Source organism: Arthrobacter sp. NPDC057009 (assembly GCF_042673905.1).
GTDB lineage: Bacteria > Actinomycetota > Actinomycetes > Actinomycetales > Micrococcaceae > Arthrobacter.
In genome coordinates this window covers 1-20,776 of sequence record NZ_JBHUSB010000035.1, presented here as the reverse complement: position 1 = coordinate 20,776, position 20,776 = coordinate 1, and the positions used below count along the sequence as shown (strand labels likewise).

The window sequence follows — 20,776 nt, the reverse complement described above, 5'->3', positions numbered from 1 at the left end:
CTCCTTTGTCATCAACACTGTCAGCATCGCTCCTGCCTGCACCAACGGCCGCCGCTACTCCGCTTCTGGAAACCGTGGCTCCGCCCACCCCCACCTCCCGCGCAGTTCCCCGGGTCCTTGCCATCGCCGGCTCGGATCCGTCCGGCGGCGCAGGCATTCAGGCCGACCTGAAAAGCATTGCAGCCCACGGCGGCTACGGGATGGCCGCGATAACCGCCCTCACCGCGCAAAACACCACCGGCGTGAGCGGCGTGCACGTTCCGCCTGCATCATTCCTGTCAGCACAGCTGGATGCTGTCAGTGACGATATCCACGTGGATGCTGTGAAGATCGGCATGCTGGGCGATGAAAAGGTGATCGCCGCCGTCCGCAGCTGGCTCGAAAAGGTGCGGCCCGGCGTCGTGGTCCTTGACCCGGTGATGGTGGCCACCAGTGGTGACCGCCTCCTGCGGGAGTCCGCGGAGGCTGCCCTCCGGAAGCTGCTGCCCCTCGCGGACCTGGTCACCCCCAACCTTCCCGAACTGGCGATGCTGCTCGGGGAACCTGAGGCCGCGGACTGGGCTGCCGCCCTCGACCAGGGCAGGCGGCTCGCGGACCAGACCGGTGCCACGGTCCTGGTCAAAGGCGGCCACCTGAACGGGACAACCTGTCCGGACGCCCTCGTCAACACCGCAGGGCTGCTGTCCGCGGAGGTGGTGGAGGTTACCGGTGAGCGGATTGCCACGCGGAACAGCCACGGCACCGGATGCTCCCTCTCCTCGGCCATGGCCACTGCACAGGCGCGGCTGGGCAACTGGGAAGCGTCACTGCGGGAGGTCAAGCCCTGGCTGGCCGGGGCGCTCCGCACGTCCGGGCAGCTGGAGGTCGGCGCCGGAAACGGACCCATCCACCATTTCCACCACCTGGCCGACGCCGGAACGACAGGCCCGGCCGAACCAAAGGGGGCGTTCGGGGAACTGCTGCGTGCCGAGACCTTCGCCGACCTGGAAGTCATCTATGGCCTGGGCTTCATCCGCGGGCTTGTGGAGGGCAGCCTTCCGGAGAAGGAATTCGCGTACTACCTCGCCCAAGACGCCATCTACCTCAACGGCTACTCCCGCGTCCTGGCCCGGGCCAGCGCTCTCGCGCCGACCGAGGCCGAGCAGCTGTTCTGGGCACGGTCCTCGCAGCAATGCCTGGAGGTTGAATCGGAACTGCACCGCAACTGGCTCAGCACACGTACCGTGCAGACGGAGCTTGGCCCCGTCACGAAGGCCTACGTCGATCATCTGCTGGCCGCCTCGGCGGGCGGCAGCTACGCCGTGCTGGTGGCCGCGGTCCTGCCCTGCTTCTGGCTGTATGCGGAAGTGGGGGAGACCCTGCATGCCGAATACGTGGCCGCCGGCGCCGATGCCGCGCACCCGTACGCCGAATGGCTGCGGACCTATGCCGACGAGGACTTCGCGGCCGCCACGCTGCGGGCCATCGAAATAGCCGACGACGCCGGCCGTGCCGCCTCTGCGGGCGAGCGTGAAGCGATGGTCACCGCCTTCCGGCAGTCCTGCCGGTACGAGGCGGAATTCTTCGACGCGCCGAGCCGCCACAGCTGAACGGAAGCCGTGCCGGCGCCCGGTAAGATGGTCGCGCACGGCATCGGATGTCCGGAACAGCGGCCTCTGTGGCGCCTATCACGGACAACCCGCCGGTGCCAGCCTCATTTGCGGCCGACGACGGAATTAGCGTATTCTAGATCTTCGGTGCTTACGCCAACACTTGGGTTATGACCCGGGACGCCCATTCGGGCTTGTTCCTGGGATAGCTCACGGGTTCCCCCCGGGCAATCCACGGCGTTGAGGCACAGCGTGAACCAGGCCAATTTCCGGACCCGGGTTCCGCACGCAAATTTAGTAATAAACGTCGAGAGAAGTGAGTTCCCAAGTGGTGTACGCGATTGTCCGCGCAGGCGGCCGCCAAGAGAAGGTTTCTGTTGGAGACTTCGTTACCCTGAACCGCGTCGCCGGTGGAGCTGGCAGCACTATCCAGCTGCCCGCACTGCTCCTGGTGGACGGTGACAAGGTCACCTCCGCAGCTGCTGACCTGGCCAAGGTAACTGTTACGGCTGAGATCCTCCAGGACCTCCGCGGTCCGAAGATCGTCATCCAGAAGTTCAAGAACAAGACCGGTTACAAGAAGCGCCAGGGTCACCGCCAGGAACTGACCAAGGTCAAGATCACCGGCATCAGCTAACCTCGGTTACTGAACAGCTCCCAGCAGTTTCACCAGAATTAAAGGCAGGCATTTCAAATGGCACACAAAAAAGGCGCGAGCTCCACTCGCAACGGTCGTGACTCCAACGCCCAGTACCTCGGCGTCAAGCGCTTCGGCGGCCAGGTAGTTTCCGCTGGCGAGATCATCGTCCGCCAGCGCGGCACCCACTTCCACCCCGGTGCAGGCGTTGGCCGTGGCGGCGACGACACCCTGTTCGCCCTGCAGGCAGGCGCCGTTGAATTCGGCACGCGCCGCGGCCGTCGGGTCGTCAACATCGTTGCTGCTGCAGCTGCAGAGTAACACCAAGTTCTGAAGCGGTGGAGCGGGCCATGATGGCTCGCTCCACTGTTCTTTTAACCGCATTACAATCGATTTGGACGTCCAGGACGGCCGGATTTAAGCAACAGAGGAGATTCACGTGGCGAGCTTTGTAGACCGGGTAGTACTGCACGTATCCGGCGGTACCGGCGGCCACGGCTGTGTCTCCGTGAAGCGTGAGAAGTTCAAGCCGCTGGGCGGGCCCGACGGCGGTAACGGCGGCAACGGCGGCGACGTCATCCTGCGCGTCGACTCGCAGACCACCACGCTGCTCGACTACCACCACGCGCCGCACCGGCACGCCACGAACGGCGGCCCGGGCATGGGTGACTGGCGCGGAGGCAAAAACGGCGAGACCCTGGTGCTGCCTGTTCCCGACGGAACCGTGGTCAAGACCAAGGACGGCAAGGTCCTGGCTGACCTCGTGGGCGAGGGGACAGAATTCGTCGCTGCGTCAGGGGGCCAGGGCGGGCTCGGCAACGCTGCGCTGTCTTCCCAGAAGCGGCGGGCGCCCGGCTTTGCCCTGCTCGGCATCGAGGGTGACGCCAGCGACATCGTCCTGGAACTGAAGTCGATCGCCGATATTGCCCTCGTGGGGTTCCCCTCCGCCGGCAAGTCCAGCCTGATCGCGGCCATGTCCGCCGCCCGGCCCAAGATCGCGGATTACCCCTTCACCACCCTCATCCCCAACCTCGGTGTGGTCCAGGCCGGAGACGTCCGCTTTACCATCGCCGACGTTCCTGGCCTCATCGAGGGCGCCAGCGAAGGCAAGGGCCTGGGCCACAACTTCCTCCGCCACGTCGAGCGCTGCGCGGCTTTGGTGCACGTCCTGGACTGCGGTACGCTCGAATCTGACCGAGATCCGCTCTCCGACCTCGCAATTATCGAAACCGAGCTCGAAAAGTATGCGGTGGACATGAGCTACGCCGGCTCGAACGGCGAAGTTGTCCCGCTCAACCACCGCCCCCGGCTGGTGGCCCTTAACAAGGTCGACCTCCCGGACGGCAAGGACATGGCCGAATTCGTCCGGCCGGAACTGGAGTCGCGCGGCTACCGCGTGTTTGAAGTTTCAGCCACGAGCCACGAGGGCCTGCGCCAGCTGGGCTTCGCCATGGCGGAGATTGTCAAGGCCGCGCGCGACAACGTGGCAGCCGCTCCGCCGAAGGTCCATGCACCGGTACTGCGGCCACGCGCCGTCAACGAGACCGGTTTCCGGATCCGCCGCGAGGAGAAAAACCTGGAGCCGCTGTTCCGCGTCCTGGGCGAGAAGCCCGTGCGCTGGGTCAAGCAGACGGACTTCACCAACGAGGAAGCCATTGGCTACCTTGCCGACCGCCTGGCCAAGCTCGGCGTGGAAACCGAGCTGTTCAAGCAGGGCGCCAAGCCCGGCGACACCGTGGTGATCGGCGAGGACGACGGCGTTGTCTTCGACTGGGAGCCCACCATGATGGCAGGCGCAGAACTGCTCGCCTCGCCCCGCGGCACGGACGTCCGGTTCGCAGACATCGGCGACCGCCCCACCCGCAGCCAGAAGCGCGAAGAGCAGATCGAACGGCGCGAGGCGAAGGCGGCGGCACGCGCCGAGCTGGAAGCCGAACGCAAAGCCGGCATCTGGACTGAGTCCGTCAGCGCGCGCCGGGCTGCCCAGCCCCTCAAGGAGAGCGGGCTGAACACCGAACATGAGGAGTGAACCCGCACACGTGACCGATACTTCCGCAATTGTCATCGAGGAACCCAGGACCGACGACCGCAGCATGCTCGCCAGGGCACGCCGCATTGTGGTCAAAGTAGGATCGTCGTCCCTTACCAGCATCAAGGGCGGAATATCGGAGGAGGCGCTCACCGAGCTTTCGGACGTGCTGGCCGCCAAGTGCAACGCGGGAACTGAGATCATCCTTGTCTCCTCAGGCGCCATCTCCGCCGGACTGGCGCCGCTGGGCCTGGCCAAGCGCCCCCGCGACCTCGCCACGCAGCAGGCAGCGGCCAGCGTGGGGCAGGGCCTGCTGATGGCCCGCTATACACACGCCTTCGCCGCTCACGGCGTCACCGTGAGCCAGGTACTCCTCACCGCCGACGACCTCATGCGCCGCAGCCACCATCAGAACGCCTTCCGTGCGCTCAACCGGCTGCTGAATCTCGGCGTAGTACCCGTCGTGAACGAGAACGACACCGTCGCCACGCACAAGATCCGTTTTGGTGATAACGACCGCCTGTCAGCCCTCGTGGCGCACCTCGTGCGCGCCGACGCCCTGGTGCTGCTGTCCGACGTCGACTCCCTGTATGACGGCCCGCCCGCCCAGGGTGCCAAGCGGATTCCCCAGGTGGATGGTCCCGAGGACCTCGACGGCGTCTCCATCGGCAAGACCGGCAAAGCCGGCGTGGGCACCGGCGGCATGCAGACCAAGGTGGAGGCGGCCCTCATGGCCGCCGATTCGGGCATCCCGGCGCTGGTCACGTCCACCTCGAACGCCGCTGCGGCGCTGGCCGGCGATGACGTTGGGACCTGGTTCACCGTCAACGGCGCACGCAAGTCCGTCCGGATGATGTGGCTGGCCCACCTCGCCCACGTGCAGGGCCGGCTGTTCCTGGACGCCGGCGCTGTCCGGGCTGTGCGGGACAACCACACCTCGCTGCTGCCCGCCGGCATCACCTCCGTCGAAGGCAACTTCGAGAGCGGCGACGCCGTTGAAATGGTTTCGCCCGACGGCACCGTTATTGCCCGCGGACTGGTGAACTACTCCGCGGCAGAACTGCCGCAGATGCTCGGACGGTCCACCGTGGAGCTGGGGGAGGCCCTGGGTCGCGGGTTCGACCGCGAAGTTGTTCACGTTGACGACCTGGTTCTGGTCTAGGCCCCGGTCTCGCCTAGACTTGAATGATGACTGAGGCACTGATGAACCAAGCAGCTGAGACTTCCAACGACGCTACGAAGGTCCCCACCCTGCCGGCAGACAGCCAGCCCACACCGGCAGAGGTCGAGTCTGCCGTCTACGCGATCGCCGACCGCTCCCGCCAGGCCGCCCGCAGCATGGGCCGCGCCAACCGGGCCTGGAAGGACAAGGCCCTGCGCGCCATCGGCAGTGCCCTGATCGCGAACAAGCAGCAGATCCTGGCCGCGAACGCCAAGGACGTGGAGGCCGGCCGTGCCAACGGCACGTCCACAGCCCTCCTGGACCGGCTGACCCTCAACGAAACCCGTATTGCCGCCCTCGCCGCAGCCCTCGAGAACCTGGCCGGGCTGCCCGATCCCGTGGGCAATGTGGTGCGCGGCCAGACCCTGCCCAACGGCCTTCGCCTGCGCCAGGTCAACGTTCCCATGGGCGTGGTGGCAGCCATTTACGAGGCGCGTCCGAACGTGACCGTGGACATCGCCGGGCTGGCCCTCAAGAGCGGCAACGCCGTGATCCTGCGCGGCGGTTCGGCGGCCGCCTTCACCAACGAGGCCCTCATCCGCGTGCTGCGCGATGCCCTGGAGTCCGTAGGCCTGCCTGCGGATGCCGTACAGACCGTGGACCAGTTCGGCCGCGAGGGCGCCAACGTGCTCATGCGTGCCCGCGGACGCGTCGACGTGCTGATTCCCCGCGGGGGCCGGGAACTGATCCAGACCGTCGTCAACAACTCCTCCGTGCCGGTCATCGAGACCGGCGAGGGGAACGTGCACATCTTCATCGACGAGTCCGCCAGCGAAGACATGGCAGTGGAGATCCTGCTCAATGCCAAGACGCAGCGCCCCAGTGTCTGCAACACGGTGGAGACGCTTCTGGTGCACTCCGGCTCCACGGTTCTGCCCGCAGTCGCGTCAGCGCTGAGCAATGCGGGCGTCCGGCTGCACGCTGATGACCGCGTCCGCGCTGCGCTGCCCGCGTCGGTGGAGTCCCTGCCGGCCACGGACGACGACTGGGCCACGGAGTACATGGACATGGACCTGGCCGTTGCCATGGTGGACAGCCTGGACGACGCCGTGAAGCACATCCGCACCTGGTCGACGGGCCATACCGAAGCCATCCTGACCAATGACCTGCGAAACGCCGAGCGCTTCATCGCGGAAATCGATTCCGCTGCCGTCATCGTGAACGCGTCCACGCGGTTTACCGACGGCGGCGAGCTGGGCCTGGGAGCTGAGGTCGGCATCTCCACGCAGAAGCTTCACGCCCGCGGCCCGATGGGCCTGACCGAGCTGACAACCACGAAGTGGATTGTCCAGGGCGAGGGCCAAGTCCGCTCCTGACATAGCGGTAACATAGTAAAGAAGTCCGGACGGGCGGGGAATTTCCGCCGTCGTCATCCTTTTTATTCCTAGGGGAGAAAATGCTGTTCCAGCAGATTGCCGCGTCAGTTGCCGAACACGAGGAAAAGGCGCCCCTGTGGGCTGAGCCGTGGGTTTTCGGCGTCTCGATGTTTGCCATCTTCCTGGTGCTGATGTTCGTCACTCTCTCCTACACCAACCTGGGCAACCGCCACAGCGCGGTTGATGAGCACGCAGACCCGCACCGCCAGCACCCGAACAAGCACGACCACGGCCAGGGCCACTAAGATTCCCGCCGCACTGCACCATAAGGACACGCAGCGCCGGCTGCGGCTGGGCGTGATGGGCGGGACGTTCGATCCCATCCATCACGGCCACCTTGTGGCGGCGAGCGAGGTGGCCGCCAAGTTCGGTCTCGACGAGGTCGTTTTCGTGCCCACCGGCCAACCGTGGCAAAAGTCCAGCAAGAAGGTCAGCGAGCCTGAGCACCGTTATTTGATGACGGTGATTGCGACGGCGTCGAACCCGCGCTTTACGGTCAGCCGTGTTGATGTGGACCGTCCCGGACCCACATACACCATCGACACCCTCCGCGACCTGCGGACCCAGCGCCCCGATGCCGACCTGTTCTTCATCACCGGTGCTGACGCCCTTGCACAGATTCTGTCGTGGAAGGACATCGACGAGCTGTGGTCGCTGGCGCACTTCGTGGGAGTAACCCGGCCGGGCCATGAACTCGACGGCATGGGCCGGAAGGACGTCAGCCTGCTTGAGGTTCCCGCCATGGCAATCTCGTCCACAGACTGCCGCGCCCGCGTGGCTGCCCACAACCCTGTCTGGTACCTGGTGCCGGACGGAGTAGTGCAGTACATCGCGAAATACGGGCTCTATGCAGCACCTGCCGGGAACAGCAGCTCCGAAACTACCGAGACAAACGATCCAGCCAGCACTGAATGAGTTTGAGATGAGTCAGGAACAGCCACCGATCCGCAGCCGCCGAGAACTGCGCAAGGCCCGGGATGAAGCCCTGGCCAAGAACCGGAACGCCGCCCCTCCGGGTCCCGGCGGGACAGCCCCTGCCTCAAGCCAACCAGCTTCAAAAGCTCCCGCCTCGAACCCGCCTGCTCCGAAGCGTCCCGGCACCGCGGGGCCGGGCACGTCGGCTCCCGCCGCTTCGGAAAAGGCCGGTTCATCGCGTGCCGCCGGCAACGGTAAGCAGGAGGATCCGGCTGGACGCGTGCGCCGGGTAGCCCCGGGCCCCGTGGACTCGCCGCCGGCCGGCCCAGCGGGTGAACGCTCGTCCCAGATCCGTGCCCGCGACAGGGCTGCCCTGCGGACCATCAAGGAACTGGCGGAAAAGGAAGAGCAGCTTTCCGGCGGCGGCCCGCCGACCCGCCGCCAGCTGCGGCTGATGCAGCTCAAAGAGCAGGCGATTACGTCGGCAATGCCCGTGGTGCCGCCGGCCGACGCCGGTGCCTCGCCCGGGAAGCCATCCGTTGCTGCATCCGACTCCTCCACCGGCACGGGCGGCAAAGCCGCTCCAGCCACAGGATCCAAGCCGGTAGGCCAGCCCTCCAGCGGTCCGGCTGCGCGGCCCGCGACCGCCGCGGGGGACGGACTGCCGGAGGGCATGACGGTGGAGCAGGCCCTTGAGGCACGAGCCCTGCTCGCGGAACAGGCCAAGAACCAGATCGCCAAGATGGAACACATCACGGCGACCGACCCTGAAGCCGTGGATCCGGAAATCCTGGCCCAGCAGATTGCCCTTGCCGAGCGGGCAGCGGTGCTCAACAAGCGGGCCATGGCCAAGCAGAAGCTTGCCGAAAAGACCACGCCCCAGCAGGGCGGCCAAAACGGTCCGTCCACCGCCAGCAACCTCGCCATGGTGACCCCGCTGGAATTCGAACACGTGCCAGGAGTGGACCGTCCCGTCATGAAGCGGCCGGCCACTTCGCACGTACCCGTGGTGACCAACCCCGGACCACGGGTCCCGGCACGGGGCAACCGGTCAGCAAAGACTGCCCGCTCAGCGGGTCCATCCACCGGCCGTTCACGGGTCATAGCCCGCGCGGAGGAGGCGGCCCGTTCGGCGGCCGCACCGCCGGTGCGTTCGGATGTAGTCTGGACCGACGAATCCACCGAAGACGTTGCTGGTTTGCCTCCGGTGTCAGCGAAATCTGCCTACGGGCTGGAGCCCCTGGACGCTGCCACCGCCGGACTCGCCCGCGCCAACAGGTTGCGGATGATCCAGTTGGGCGTCGTCGCGCTGGGCGCCATCGCCCTCGTTGCCGGCGTCATCATGATCATCAGCGGCCTCTCAGGCTGATACAGCCAGCATCACCACCTACGCTTTCATCACCACAAGGAGTCCCGTGACCGCATCCGAATCGTCCGTCACCGTAGCCCGGCATGCAGCCAGGGCCGCGGCGGACAAGATCGCCCAAAACATCGTCGCCCTCGACGTCAGCGAACGCCTGGCATTGGCGGACGTTTTCCTGATTGCCTCAGCGCCCAGCGAACGGCAAGTCAACGCCATCGTCGACGGCATTGAAGAGGAGCTCCTCAAGCAGGACCTCCGCCCGGTCCGCCGGGAGGGCCGTTCGGCTGGCCGGTGGGTCCTGCTGGACTACGCGGACGTCGTCATCCACGTGCAGCACGAGGAAGACCGCGTCTTCTATGCCCTGGAGCGCCTCTGGAAGGATTGCCCCGTCGTGGACCTGCAACTAGGGGATGACGCCTCGGCTACCGCCGCTGCCGCCGCCGAACAGGAGTAACCGCCGGGCCGAATATGCCCGATTTGGAATTTTCGGAAACGCTGTTCTAAGATATTTGAGTTGCTTCGGAGAGATCCGGACAGAAGAACGGATGGCATGGCTTCGGCCAAACGTCTGAAGCAGCAAGAATACGGGGCTGTGGCGCAGCTGGTAGCGCACCTGCATGGCATGCAGGGGGTCAGGGGTTCGAGTCCCCTCAGCTCCACCGGATGATCCGCCGGAATCGAAAGATTCCGGCGGATTTTCGCTTAACAAACATTTCTTGCTTAACCATCAGGGGGTTGTTTCGGGGGCTTTTGGCTGCCAAATCGGCCCTGCGGCGGGCGTGACCGAAGCCACACTTCCTCGATTAGCATCTTGGCGGAATCTGGACTACGCTGGTCGGGTTGCTTCGGGAAAACACAAAGATTCCGGAGGAAACAACTTGGGGCTGTGGCGCAGCTGGTAGCGCACCTGCATGGCATGCAGGGGGTCAGGGGTTCGAGTCCCCTCAGCTCCACCAAGTAGCCGTCCGATCCTGTATCAGCAGGATCGGGCGGCCTTTTCCGTTAAGGCCGCGGCTCACCAGCGCCCAAATCTTTGACAAATCTTGGATGTCCGCTGGGCCCTTCTTTCCCGCGTTGCCTCTAAGGTAGAGCCATGAAAACGGGAGCGGCCCTGGTCCTGTCCGTTGCCGGGATACTCGCGGCGGGTTCTGCGGCGCTTGCCGTCAACACCCAGGTGCTCAACGTCTCGCCCACCGGCACCGGGAATGCCAATACCGTTCTCCTGCCAATTGGCGCCGTGCCGCCGATGCCCGCTGCACCAGCAGGACCGAAGGCCACGGCGCAGGCAACAGACACGGCGGCCGGTGCGCAGAAAGCGCCCACCCCGTCGAAATCCACCTCCGCGAAGCCGGCCCCCGCGAAATCCGGGGCAGCGTCCTCAAACGCGGCGCAACCGAACCCGGCGAAGTCCGCCCCCGGCGCTGTGCCCGGGACTGCCGGCGGATCCGCGGCCGCACCGCCGTCCTCCGGCCCGGATGGCGGGACGGGTGGGGGAGCCGTGGTGGTACAGCCCGCCCCCGTCCAGGGCAGTGTGCTCCCTGTTGAGCCAGGGGATGACAAGGGCGGCCTGCGGAAGGCGCCCGAGCCCGGCGATGACAGCGGCGGCCACGGCGCCGACGACTGATCCCCGGCGTCTGAACTGCTCCCCGTCTGCACTGCTCCCGTGCCGCCTGCTGCCAGCCGGCCTGCCCTGTCCGTTTCGTGCGTGCAGTCGTCGAAGCGCCGTGAGGGCAATCTTGGACAAGTCTTGGATTACCCCTTCACCTATCCTCGACGGCGAATTCCTACTGTGGAGCCATGAAAACAAGAGCAGCCCTCGCACTATCCGTCACTGGCATCCTCCTCTCCGGCGGTGCCGCCTTCGCCACCACCCAGGTGCTGACCACCCCGGACGCGGGTACCAGCGATGACGCCCCGAGTGTTCTGGTAGCGGACGACTCCGCCACCAGATCGCCGGCTCCGGCCGTCAGCACCCCCAAGGCCGCCGCCAAGGCCGTCGCAAAAGCCACCGTGAAGACGCGGGATGACACGAAAGCGGACGACAAGAAAGCGGCAGTGGCCAAGAAAGCGGCCAAGAAAGCGTCAAGGCCAGCCGAACCGGGCGACGATAAAGGCGGCCTGCGGACCGGTGCAGAACCGGGCGACGACCACGGCGGATCTGTCGCAGTGCCTGCCGAGAACTTCGTCGGCAGCGGCTCCCTCACCGTGGAACCGGGTGACGACAAAGGCGGCCTCCGGACCACCCCTGAGCCCGGAGACGACAAGGGCGGACTGCGCTCCGACCAGGCACCGCGGGTGGCCGAACCCGGCGATGACCACGGCGGGCTGAGGACAACGCCTGAGGCCGGTGACGACAAGGGCGGGGACCGTACGGAGATTGAGCCCGGCGATGACAGCGGCGGCCACGGCAGCGACGACTGAGCAGTTCGCCGCGGCAGACACATAAATAAACCAGCAGCGGAAAGGGTCCTCCTGCACTTTGGTGCCAGGGGGACCCTGTCTGCGTCCGGTTCCGTGCGGGCGGGGCGGGATGGCCGCCTAGGATGAAGACGTGGAGCGGATATTCAGCGGCGGAACGGTGCGCAGCGCCGACGTCGTCGTCATCGGCGCCGGGCAGGCCGGCCTGTCCGCCGCCTTCCACTTGGTCCGGCGCGGTTTTCTGCCCGCCCCGGCGGCGGAACAGCCGGCGGAAGAACTGGCGGCGGCAGCAGGCCCGGGACTGACCTACGCCGTGCTGGACGCCGAGGACGGGCCGGGCGGAGCCTGGCGGCACCGGTGGAAGACCCTGCTCATGGCAACGGTCAACGGCATCAGCGACCTTCCCGGAATACCGCAGCCGGACGTCGACCCCTCGGAACCGAGTTCCGCTTTCCTGAGCCGCTACTTCGCCGCCTACGAGCAGCAGGCCGGGCTGGCCGTCGAGCGTCCGGTGAAGGTGCTCGCCGTCGAGCGCGAGGACGCCGACCCGGCGGGGCGGCTCAAGATCACCACGTCCGACGGCGGCTGGACGGCCCGGGCAGTCATCAACGCTACCGGAACCTGGACGAGGCCGTTCTGGCCGATCTATCCGGGCCAGTTGACGTTCACGGGCCGTCAGCTGCACGTGGCTGATTACGTGTCGGCCGAGGAGTTCCGGGGACTGCACGTCATTGTGGTGGGCGGCGGGATTTCCGCAGTCGGGCTGCTGGACGAAATCTCGAAGATCACCTCCACGAGCTGGTTCACGCGCCGCGAGCCGGAGTGGCGGGAGGGGTTCGACCGGCAGGCCGGGCACGACGCCGTCGCCCTGGTGGAGGAACGGGTACGCCAGGGACTGCCGCCGCAAAGCGTCGTCGCCGCCACCGGGCTCATCTGGACCCCGGCCCTCCGGGCCGCAGCCGCCCGCGGAGTGCTGGAGCGCCGGCCGATGTTCACCTCGATAGAACCCGGCGGTGTGCGGCTGGCGGACGGCGGGTTCCTCGCGGCGGATGTGATCCTGTGGGCCACCGGATTCCGTGCCGAGCTGGAGCACCTCGCGCCGCTGCATCTGCGGGGTCCGGGCGGCGGCATTGCGATGGAAGGAACGCGGGTGGCGGCGGAACCCCGGGTGCATCTGGTGGGCTACGGGCCGTCGTCGTCCACCATTGGGGCAAACCGCGCCGGCCGGGCTGCGGTGACCGAAATCCTGACTCTCCTGGCGGCACCGGCAGCCGTGCCTGATCCACGGTAGATTTGCACAGGCAGATTTCTGCCCGGGCAACCAGCAAGGAAGAGGCGGCGGCAACACGTGACAGAAAACGGTCTTGGGCAGGTCCTGGGCCTGCTTCGCAGGCACCCTGACGTCGAGGCCGCCAACCTCCAGGCGTGGGACGCCACCGATTCGCTCCTCCTGGACGCGGCCGCGGACCTGCTCACCCCAGAAAGCACGGTCGCCGTCATCGGGGACAACTACGGGGCGCTCACGCTCGGGCTGCTGGCCGGCGGTGCCGGTCCGGTTCCGGCCCGCGTCAGGGTGCACCAGGACCTGGTCACGGGCGAGCGGGCCCTTCGCAACAACGCCGCGGGGCTGGGACTGACGGAAGGCTTTGCACAGCTGCCGCTCGGCGCCGAACTGCTGTCAGGCGCGGACCTGGTGCTGCTGCAGCTGCCCAGGACGCTCGCCGAACTCGAGGAGATTTCCGACGCCGTCGCCCGGCACGCGCCTGCAGGTGCCGTCTTGCTTGCCGGCGGCAGGGTTAAGCACATGTCCCTGGGCATGAATGCCGTGCTGGGCAAGTACTTCGAAGCCGTCCAGCCGCAGCTGGCCCGGCAAAAGTCCCGGCTGCTCATCGCCTCCGGCCCGGTGCGTCCGGAGGGGAATCCGCCATACCCCGTGACGGAACACAACGCTGAACTCGGTCTGGATATCTGTGCGCACGGAGCCGTTTTTGCCGGCACGCGGCTGGACATCGGGACCCGGTTCCTGCTGACCTTCCTCCCGGAGATGCCTGCCGCCGCCAAGGCCGTGGACCTGGGATGCGGCACGGGAATCCTGGCAGCCATGTACGCCCGCCGGCATCCCCGAGCCGAGGTCCTGGCCACGGACCGGTCCGCGGCCGCGGTGGCCTCGGCACAGGCAACTGCCCGGGCAAACGGCCTGGCGGCCAGCATCACGGCTGTCCAGGATGATGCGATGAGCACGCTTCCGGCCGGAAGTACGGACCTGATCCTCCTGAACCCGCCGTTCCACCTCGGCTCCAGCGTCCACGCCGGCGCCGGACTGAAGCTGTTCGAGGCAGCGGGCCGGGTGCTGGCCCCGGGCGGCCAGCTCTGGACGGTATTCAACACCCACCTGCGCTACCTGCCGGCCCTCGAGCGCCTGGTTGGCCCCACCACGGTGAGAGGCCGGAACCCCAAATTCACGGTGGCCAGCAGCGTCAGGCGGGCCGCCGGATGAGTGCCGCCGGCCGCCGTCGAACACGTCTGCGCCTCCCTGCGCGTGGGGCGTACCCGTTATCGGGGGCGTAACGTACGATTCAGACATTGGGGGAATGGCCCACCAAAATGTTAGGGGAATCCTTGACCGAGATCCGCCAGGCCTCACCGAGGCGCGGAACCAACCTGCCCAGAATGGGCGACTTTAACCTGACTGTCATTCTCGATGCAATCCGCCGTACCGCCACCGGGCTCAGCCGCGTGGAACTGGCCCAAATAGTCGGCCTGTCCCCACAGACCATTTCCAACATCTCCCGCCGGCTGCTGGACCAGAACCTCATCGTTGAGGCCGGCAAAGAGGGCACCGGCCCCGGCAAGCCCCGGACCATCCTCCGACTGAACCCCGCCGGCATGTATGCGGTGGGGGTGCACCTGGACCCCGCGGTAGCCACCTTCGTGGTGCTGGACTTGCTGGGCGCCGTCGTGAAGCACTCGAGCGTGAAAACGCCGGACAGCTCCCGCCCCGAGGCGGTTATTCAAGCCATCGCCGCGGAAATCGACAAACTGGTTGAGGCCTCGGGCGTAGACCGGGCCAAGATCGCCGGCCTCGGCATCGCTGCGCCCGGCCCCATCGACCACGACAACGGAACGGTGGTGGAGCCACCGCTCCTTGAGGGCTGGGACAACGTGCCGCTCCGGGATGCGTTGGCTGAAGCCACAGGCCTGTCGGCACTGATGGACAAGGACGTTACCAGCGCCGCGGTCGCCGAAACCTGGGCAGGCGGTGCCAGCGGCGCCGGCAGCTTCGTTTTCATGTACATGGGCACCGGCATCGGCTGCGGCATCGTCCTCAATGACGAGGTTGTGCGAGGCACCTCGGGCAATGCCGGCGAGATCGGCCACCTCATTGTTGACCCGGACGGAGCCCCCTGCGACTGCGGGCTGCGCGGCTGCGTCAAGTCCACCTGCATTCCCCAGGTCCTCGTCGCGCAGGCCGAGGCCGCGGGCATCCTGGATGAGCCCGGCACCGCCACCAGCGGCCCGGCCATCCAGGAACGCTTCGCCATGCTGTGCGAGGCGGCCGACGCCGGCAACAGCGCGGCGGCTGCCATCATCGACAAATCGGCTGAACTGGTGGCACGGGCGGCGTCGGCGGTGGCCAACACCCTGGACGTGGACCGGGTGGTGTTTGGCGGCCCCTTCTGGCCGCTGCTCTCCGCACGCTACCTTGAGAAGGTCCCGGGCCTGATCCAGCAGAACAGCGATGCCGGCAACATCCACGCCGTCGAAGTCGTTGGCACCGGCGTGGGGGAGGACGTGGGAGCCGTGGGCGCTGCCTGCCTGGTCCTTGAGCACACCCTGGCACCCCGGGCCCAGCGGTTGCTGCTGGAAGGTTAAACCCCGGAAGACTAAACCTCAGTCGATGTCTTCGACGATCGTCCCGTAAGGGATCGTGTCGTCCAGGTGTGCCTGGTGTCCCCGGGGAACAAAGAGTACCCGGACGCCATGCAGCTTGTCCGCTGCCGACTGGAGAAGGACCGGACGGACCATGTCAACGAAGCTCGGGTCCTTGCCAACGAGATATTCCTCGTAGCTGGCTGGTAGCTGGATCATGGCATCAGAATAGACCTGATCCTGGGCCAAGGGGAGTGCCCGGGGCATCCGCCCGGGGCACTCCCACGCAACCTGTTACTGGCCGCCGGACGTTCCGGTGGCCACCTCAGCCTGGGCCGTCTTGCCGTAGACGTCCTTGCTGACCTGGTAGGCGTGCTTGTCCAGCTTCAGCGCCTCCTGGTTGACTTCCTTCAGCTTGGCATCCGTGAGCTGTTCGATCTTGACGAGGTCCAGCGTCTCCTGTTCGGTGCCGCCTACCGCTGTCACCTTGACCAGGCCAGTTCCTGCCGAATAGAACTTCCGCTGGTGGCCACCCGCCGGCTCCAGCGGGTTGCGTTCGTCGATCACCAGGACATCGTCATAGCACCCGGTGGCAACGCACACATGCTCGTTCTGCTGGATGACCTGGCCGCAGTCCAGGAAGTCGACGGCCGGTGCGTGGGCCTGGACGTAGCTGGGCGTGTTGGTCTGCGGGTCGGCCTTCATGGCGATGCCGGCCTGGGCCTTGTCCAGGCTGTGGATGAAGGTTGCGGGTGCGCCGATGAACTTTCCGTTTTCAAATTCCTCGGGGTATTCGCCGAACAGCCAGACGTCGCCGCCCTCGGTCTGGGCGAAGAAGGCAAGTTCGGATTCCACCAGCTCGCCGTCAGCGTAGTCGCGGTCCCACAGGACCTGGGTCTTCACGCCGTCGATGACCTTGGTCAGCCCGGTTACCGAGTGGATCACCGTCCGCTTGGTGGTTCCTTCTGCACTCTTGACCTCGCCGGTGGTGGTGTACTGCATGCCCGGCTTCAGCGGGAACCACTTGTTGTCGACGTTGGGGGAAGCCTGGAACTGGGAGGAATCGAAGTTGATCGCGGATCCCGGACCGCAAAGTTCATCCGCGCGGGCTGTGCCGGAGGCGCCCGGAGAGGCCGATCCCGAAGTCCCCGAACCGCTTGGGGCGGACGCCGGCGCGGTCGCTGGGGCCGACGTCGCTGTCGGCGCGGCGGAACCGGACGTCTGCGGGGCGGTGTTTTGCTGCCCGCCGCACGACGTAACGGTGGCCAGCGCCAGAACGAGCACAAGGGCGGGGCCCGCCCCCGTGCGTGACAGGGAGCCGGAGCGTGACAGGGAGCGCGGCGGTTTGGAAAGCTGGAACATCTCGATGGCCTTTCGCCGTGGGGATAGCTGGCTTATGTTCTCTCGGGACGATTCACCGGGGAAGAACCAGAAGGAGCATCCAGCCTCCTCAACCTGAGACCTTGCCGAATCCGTTACGACGTGACAAAAGAATGGACTAATTTCTGCGGTTTGAAAAGAGGTCTGCGGGCGCGCTTTGGACGCTCTGTCAAGGCAAAAGAGCTCTTTAACGAAGATAATTCTGGACGGGCCATCCAATCGGGCGTAAAGCAGCGTCTTAATTCGGCGCCAACTTGAAGCCGTCCCCGGCCGGCTTCTAGAGTTTTATACAAGTTACCGAGGTAACGTGTCAGCGATCCTCCGCTGCGGATGTGCCGCCTGCCGGCCGCCAAGGAGGGTGTGGGTGCCCCCATGTGGGCCTGACATTTGCTCACGGTGGACTTCCTTTCAGGCGTAACAGTCGCGGCTGCGCCCTGCCGAAGTCCGTCCCGTGTTCCCCAAACTCAATTCATTGACCGCATGCTGCCCGGCTTCCCGCCACGGCAGCGCCGCCTTCAATGGCCCAAAGCCAAGGACGCAAATGTCACCACCAAGCCTTATTGAAACACATCCAAATCTTTCCGACACCGCGCCGGTGGCGCTCTCCTATGAGCTCTTTCCGCCCCGTTCGCCCGCTGCCGCCGAGACCCTGTGGACCACCATCAGGGAAATCGAGGCCACGGACCCCGACTACGTGTCGGTCACGTACGGTGCCAGCGGATCCAACCGGGACACCGCCGTCGAGCTGGTCAACCGTTTGGTGCTGGAGACCACCCTGCGCCCGCTTGCCCACCTGACGTGTGTTGGCAACACGCCGACCGAGCTCGCGGAAATCATCGGTGAACTGCTCGACGCCGGCGTCCGCGGCATCCTCGCCCTCCGCGGCGACCTGCCCAAGGACAGCGACGCACCGGTCAACGGTTCGCTGCGGTACGCGCAGGACCTGATCGAGCTCATCCGCCGGGTGGAGCAGCGGCGTTCGGCCCTGCTGTGCGCCGGCAAGGTTGCCGTCGGCGTGGCTGCCTACCCCACGCGGCACCCGGAATCGCCCAGCGAAGCCCATGACGTCGAGGTGCTGCTCGCCAAGCAGCGCTCGGGTGCCGACTTCGCGATCACCCAGGTGTTCTTCCATACGCAGCAGTACGCGGACCTCGTGACGAGGGCCCGCAGGGCCGGTGTCACCATTCCCATCATTCCCGGTGTCATGCCGCTGACGAGCCTGCGGAGGCTCAAGCGGCTCGGCGAGCTGACCGGCGTCGAACCCGCACCGGAGCTCATCGAGCGGATGGCGGCGGCGGACAGCGACGCCGAACGGCTGCGCATCGGCGTCAACGCAACCGTAGACCTGGCCAATGCAGCCCTGGACGCCGGCGCGCCTGGACTCCATATCTACACGTTCAACGAACACCAGAGCGCGCTGGAAGTGCTGGACAAGCTGTCGCTTGCCCGGCCGGCACGCCCCTCGGGCCGCCTCAATACGCTTGCGCGCCGCCAGCTCGCCAGCTGACCGCATTCGTCAGCTTTCAAGCTGACCGTATTCCTCCCCGAGACATTTACAGCTTTTCTAACGACTTCTAAGGAATTTCGCATGCCTGAAAATAACGCCACGCCGTTCCCGTCCGCATCCATCCTCGGCTACCCGCGCATCGGCCGCCGCCGCGAGCTGAAGAAGGCCGTCGAAGCATACTGGGCCGGCAAGATCGACGCCGCTGCGCTTGACGCCGCCGCCAAGGAAATCCAGCTGGGCACCGCCAAGCGCCTGCAGGGCCTCGGCCTCACCGAAGCCGCTGCGGTTCCGGGCACCTTCTCCTTCTACGACCAGGTGCTCGACGCCGCGGCGCACGTCGGGGCCGTTCCGGCCCGTTTCGGCAACCTGCTCAACGCCGGGGGACAGCTGGACATCGATGGCTACTTCACCCTGGCCCGCGGCAACAAGGAACAGCAGCCACTGGAAATGACCAAGTGGTTCGACACCAACTACCACTACCTCGTCCCGGAAATCGGCCCGGAGACCAACTTTGCGCTGACCTCCAACCGCATTGTTGAAGAGTTCGAATACGCCCTCGCCAACGGCGTGGAGACCCGCCCGTACATCGTTGGCCCGGTCACCTTCCTGCTCCTGAGCAAGGCGTCCGACGACGCCCCCGCCGGCTTCAGCCCGCTGTCCCGCCTTGAGGACGTCCTGCCGGTCTACACCGCGCTGCTCGGGAAGCTGGCAGCAGCCGGCGCCAGCTGGGTCCAGCTGGACGAGCCGGCCCTGGTGGTGGATCAGGACACGCCCGAGCAGGAGATCCAGGCTGCCGTTGCCCGTGCCTACGAGGTCCTCGCCGCTGCCGCCAGCCGCCCGCAGCTGTTCGTCTCGACGCCGTACGGCGCACTGAACGGCCAGCTCGGCACCCTGGCTGCCACCAACATCGACGCCCTGCACATCGACGTCTTCAAGGGCGAGGTTCCCTCCGCGGCTGCACTGGCTGCGCTGGGCACCAAGACCCTCGTCGCCGGCGTCGTGGACGGCCACAACATCTGGCGCAACGACCTGCAGGCCTCGGCCACCAAGATCGCCGAGCTGCAGAAGAGCGTGGCAAAGCTGGCCATCAGCACCTCCACCTCCACCCAGCACGTCCCGCACGACGTCGAGGAAGAAGTCCAGCTGTCCGAGCAGCTGCGCAGCTGGCTGGCCTTCGCCGACCAGAAGACCGTTGAGGTTGTGACCCTCGCCGGCCTGCTGGCCGACGCCGCTGCAGTCCAGCCGGCCATTGACGAGGCCACCCGTATCATCGCTTCCCGCGCCGAAGCCGAGGGTGTCCGCCGCGCCGACGTCCGAGCCCGCACCGAGGCCCTGACCCCGGCTGACTTCAACCGCTCCGAGTACCCGGTCCGCGAAGCCGCCCAGGAAGCAGCACTGCAGCTGCCGCCGCTGCCCACCACCACCATCGGCTCCTTCCCGCAGACCTCGGAAATCCGTTCGGCCCGCGCCCGCAACAACAAGGGCGACCTGACCGACGAGCAGTACGGGCAGCTCATGAAGGACGAGATCAAGCGCGTCGTGGAGCTGCAGGAAGACCTCGGCTACGACGTCCTCGTCCACGGCGAGCCCGAGCGCAACGACATGGTCCAGTACTTCGCCGAGAACCTGGAAGGCTTTGACGTCACGGTCCACGGCTGGGTCCAGTCCTACGGCTCCCGCTGCACCCGTCCGTCCATCCTCTGGGGCGACGTCACCCGCAGCGCCCCCATCACGGTGGAGTGGGCCAAGTACGCCCAGTCGCTGACCAGCAAGCCGATGAAGGGCATGCTGACCGGTCCGGTCACCATCCTGGCCTGGTCCTTCGTCCGTGACGACCAGCCGCTGGGGGAGACCGCCAACCAGGTGGGCCTGGCGCTGCGCGACGAGATAGCCGACCTGGAAGCTGCCGGCATCAAGATCATCCAGGTTGACGAGCCCGCCCTGCGTGAACTGCTCCCGCTGCGCAAGGCTGACCAGCCCGCTTACCTCGACTGGTCCGTTAACTCCTTCCGCCTGGCCACTGCCGGTGCCGCTGACGCCACGCAGATCCACACCCACCTGTGCTACTCCGAGTTCGGTGTGATCATCGACGCCATCGACGGCCTGGACGCCGACGTGACATCGATCGAAGCCGCCCGCTCCCGCATGGAGGTCGTCCACGACCTCGAGTCCCACGGCTTCGGCCGCGGCGTCGGACCCGGCGTTTACGACATCCACTCCCCGCGGGTTCCGGGCGAGCAGGAAGTCACCGAACTGCTGAGCACCGCCGTGAAGCACGTCCCGTCCCGCCAGCTTTGGGTCAACCCCGACTGCGGCCTGAAGACCCGCGGCTACGCCGAGACCGAAGCGTCCCTGCGGAACCTGGTCTCAGCCACCAAGACGGTCCGCGCGGAACTGCTCGAAGGCGCAAAATAGGAATGTAGCCGCTGATCGAGCTTGAGACGCCGACGGCGGGCGGTCACCTTTCGGT

At 66.4% G+C, this 20,776-nt stretch carries 19 protein-coding genes and 2 tRNA genes; 19 read left to right on the top strand and 2 right to left on the bottom strand.

Annotation, left to right across the window (positions count from 1 at the left end; genetic code table 11):
• Positions 1–32: 32 nt before the first annotated feature.
• The 17 genes from ACFTR6_RS21385 to ACFTR6_RS21305 all read left to right on the top strand — a co-directional run bounded on the left by ACFTR6_RS21385 (position 33) and on the right by ACFTR6_RS21305 (position 15,422).
• Positions 33–1,589: a bifunctional hydroxymethylpyrimidine kinase/phosphomethylpyrimidine kinase gene (locus ACFTR6_RS21385; RefSeq protein ID WP_377959398.1), complete on the top strand. Its 1,557-nt coding sequence runs from the start codon at positions 33–35 to the stop codon at positions 1,587–1,589.
• A 328-nt stretch (positions 1,590–1,917) separates the two neighbouring features.
• The gene (gene rplU, locus ACFTR6_RS21380) at positions 1,918–2,226 is read left to right on the top strand and encodes a 50S ribosomal protein L21 (RefSeq protein WP_076802549.1); all 309 of its coding nucleotides are present in this window, start codon (positions 1,918–1,920) and stop codon (positions 2,224–2,226) included.
• A 57-nt stretch (positions 2,227–2,283) separates the two neighbouring features.
• Entirely contained in the window at positions 2,284–2,547 is a 264-nt protein-coding gene (rpmA, locus tag ACFTR6_RS21375; RefSeq protein WP_003803426.1) for a 50S ribosomal protein L27, read from the top strand.
• A gap of 118 nt (positions 2,548–2,665) precedes the next feature.
• On the top strand, positions 2,666–4,255 hold the full coding sequence (gene obgE / locus ACFTR6_RS21370; protein ID WP_076802550.1) for a GTPase ObgE: 1,590 nt from the start codon (positions 2,666–2,668) through the stop codon (positions 4,253–4,255).
• Positions 4,256–4,319: 64 nt separating this feature from the next.
• The gene (gene proB, locus ACFTR6_RS21365; RefSeq protein ID WP_076803855.1) at positions 4,320–5,417 is read left to right on the top strand and encodes a glutamate 5-kinase; all 1,098 of its coding nucleotides are present in this window, start codon (positions 4,320–4,322) and stop codon (positions 5,415–5,417) included.
• A gap of 26 nt (positions 5,418–5,443) precedes the next feature.
• A complete protein-coding gene (locus tag ACFTR6_RS21360) occupies positions 5,444–6,793 on the top strand; it encodes a glutamate-5-semialdehyde dehydrogenase (protein WP_377959397.1) in 1,350 nt (449 codons plus the stop codon).
• An 80-nt stretch (positions 6,794–6,873) separates the two neighbouring features.
• Positions 6,874–7,098, top strand: coding sequence for a hypothetical protein (locus ACFTR6_RS21355; RefSeq protein ID WP_087873055.1), 225 nt, complete (start codon positions 6,874–6,876; stop codon positions 7,096–7,098).
• Entirely contained in the window at positions 7,037–7,768 is a 732-nt protein-coding gene (nadD, locus tag ACFTR6_RS21350; RefSeq protein WP_076802555.1) for a nicotinate-nucleotide adenylyltransferase, read from the top strand. The genes ACFTR6_RS21355 and nadD overlap by 62 nt, the downstream gene beginning before the upstream one ends.
• Positions 7,769–7,775: 7 nt before the next feature.
• A complete protein-coding gene (locus tag ACFTR6_RS21345; protein ID WP_377959396.1) occupies positions 7,776–9,137 on the top strand; it encodes a hypothetical protein in 1,362 nt (453 codons plus the stop codon).
• A gap of 46 nt (positions 9,138–9,183) precedes the next feature.
• A complete protein-coding gene (rsfS, locus tag ACFTR6_RS21340) occupies positions 9,184–9,585 on the top strand; it encodes a ribosome silencing factor (protein WP_076802560.1) in 402 nt (133 codons plus the stop codon).
• A gap of 132 nt (positions 9,586–9,717) precedes the next feature.
• A tRNA-Ala gene (locus ACFTR6_RS21335) sits at positions 9,718–9,790 on the top strand.
• A gap of 221 nt (positions 9,791–10,011) precedes the next feature.
• A tRNA-Ala gene (locus ACFTR6_RS21330) sits at positions 10,012–10,087 on the top strand.
• Between the two features lie 137 nt (positions 10,088–10,224).
• Complete coding sequence (locus ACFTR6_RS21325; protein WP_377959395.1) at positions 10,225–10,755, top strand: hypothetical protein; 531 nt, start codon at positions 10,225–10,227, stop codon at positions 10,753–10,755.
• A gap of 173 nt (positions 10,756–10,928) precedes the next feature.
• Positions 10,929–11,552 carry a hypothetical protein gene (locus tag ACFTR6_RS21320; protein WP_377959394.1) on the top strand — a complete coding sequence of 208 codons (624 nt, stop codon included), beginning with the start codon at positions 10,929–10,931 and terminating at the stop codon, positions 11,550–11,552.
• 130 nt (positions 11,553–11,682) lie between these two features.
• Positions 11,683–12,840, top strand: a complete 1,158-nt coding sequence (locus tag ACFTR6_RS21315; RefSeq protein ID WP_253250383.1) for an NAD(P)-binding domain-containing protein — start codon at positions 11,683–11,685, stop codon at positions 12,838–12,840.
• Positions 12,841–12,897: 57 nt separating this feature from the next.
• The gene (locus ACFTR6_RS21310; protein WP_377959393.1) at positions 12,898–14,046 is read left to right on the top strand and encodes a class I SAM-dependent methyltransferase; all 1,149 of its coding nucleotides are present in this window, start codon (positions 12,898–12,900) and stop codon (positions 14,044–14,046) included.
• A 173-nt stretch (positions 14,047–14,219) separates the two neighbouring features.
• Positions 14,220–15,422 (top strand): ROK family transcriptional regulator, encoded by a 1,203-nt coding sequence (locus ACFTR6_RS21305; RefSeq protein ID WP_377959392.1) that lies wholly within the window; start codon positions 14,220–14,222, stop codon positions 15,420–15,422.
• Between the two features lie 18 nt (positions 15,423–15,440).
• Here ACFTR6_RS21305 and ACFTR6_RS21300 read toward each other — a convergent pair whose 3' ends face one another.
• Positions 15,441–15,638, bottom strand: a complete 198-nt coding sequence (locus ACFTR6_RS21300; protein ID WP_076802575.1) for a hypothetical protein — start codon at positions 15,636–15,638, stop codon at positions 15,441–15,443.
• 75 nt (positions 15,639–15,713) lie between these two features.
• Complete coding sequence (locus ACFTR6_RS21295) at positions 15,714–16,781, bottom strand: hypothetical protein (RefSeq protein WP_253250384.1); 1,068 nt, start codon at positions 16,779–16,781, stop codon at positions 15,714–15,716.
• Between the two features lie 559 nt (positions 16,782–17,340).
• Here ACFTR6_RS21295 and ACFTR6_RS21290 point away from each other — a divergent pair.
• Entirely contained in the window at positions 17,341–18,306 is a 966-nt protein-coding gene (locus ACFTR6_RS21290) for a methylenetetrahydrofolate reductase (protein WP_076802577.1), read from the top strand.
• Between the two features lie 81 nt (positions 18,307–18,387).
• Entirely contained in the window at positions 18,388–20,721 is a 2,334-nt protein-coding gene (gene metE / locus ACFTR6_RS21285; RefSeq protein ID WP_377959391.1) for a 5-methyltetrahydropteroyltriglutamate--homocysteine S-methyltransferase, read from the top strand.
• Positions 20,722–20,776 lie beyond the last annotated feature (55 nt).

Coding starts and splice junctions, on each gene's coding strand:
- ACFTR6_RS21290 (WP_076802577.1), top strand. CDS start 17,341: ATGTCACCACCAAGCCTTATTGAAACACATCCAAATCTTTCCGACACC.
- ACFTR6_RS21360 (WP_377959397.1), top strand. CDS start 5,444: ATGACTGAGGCACTGATGAACCAAGCAGCTGAGACTTCCAACGACGCT.
- rpmA (WP_003803426.1), top strand. CDS start 2,284: ATGGCACACAAAAAAGGCGCGAGCTCCACTCGCAACGGTCGTGACTCC.
- ACFTR6_RS21305 (WP_377959392.1), top strand. CDS start 14,220: ATGGGCGACTTTAACCTGACTGTCATTCTCGATGCAATCCGCCGTACC.
- metE (WP_377959391.1), top strand. CDS start 18,388: ATGCCTGAAAATAACGCCACGCCGTTCCCGTCCGCATCCATCCTCGGC.
- ACFTR6_RS21295 (WP_253250384.1), bottom strand. CDS start 16,781: ATGTTCCAGCTTTCCAAACCGCCGCGCTCCCTGTCACGCTCCGGCTCC.
- ACFTR6_RS21300 (WP_076802575.1), bottom strand. CDS start 15,638: ATGATCCAGCTACCAGCCAGCTACGAGGAATATCTCGTTGGCAAGGAC.
- ACFTR6_RS21325 (WP_377959395.1), top strand. CDS start 10,225: ATGAAAACGGGAGCGGCCCTGGTCCTGTCCGTTGCCGGGATACTCGCG.
- proB (WP_076803855.1), top strand. CDS start 4,320: ATGCTCGCCAGGGCACGCCGCATTGTGGTCAAAGTAGGATCGTCGTCC.
- nadD (WP_076802555.1), top strand. CDS start 7,037: ATGAGCACGCAGACCCGCACCGCCAGCACCCGAACAAGCACGACCACG.
- ACFTR6_RS21345 (WP_377959396.1), top strand. CDS start 7,776: ATGAGTCAGGAACAGCCACCGATCCGCAGCCGCCGAGAACTGCGCAAG.
- ACFTR6_RS21320 (WP_377959394.1), top strand. CDS start 10,929: ATGAAAACAAGAGCAGCCCTCGCACTATCCGTCACTGGCATCCTCCTC.
- ACFTR6_RS21355 (WP_087873055.1), top strand. CDS start 6,874: ATGCTGTTCCAGCAGATTGCCGCGTCAGTTGCCGAACACGAGGAAAAG.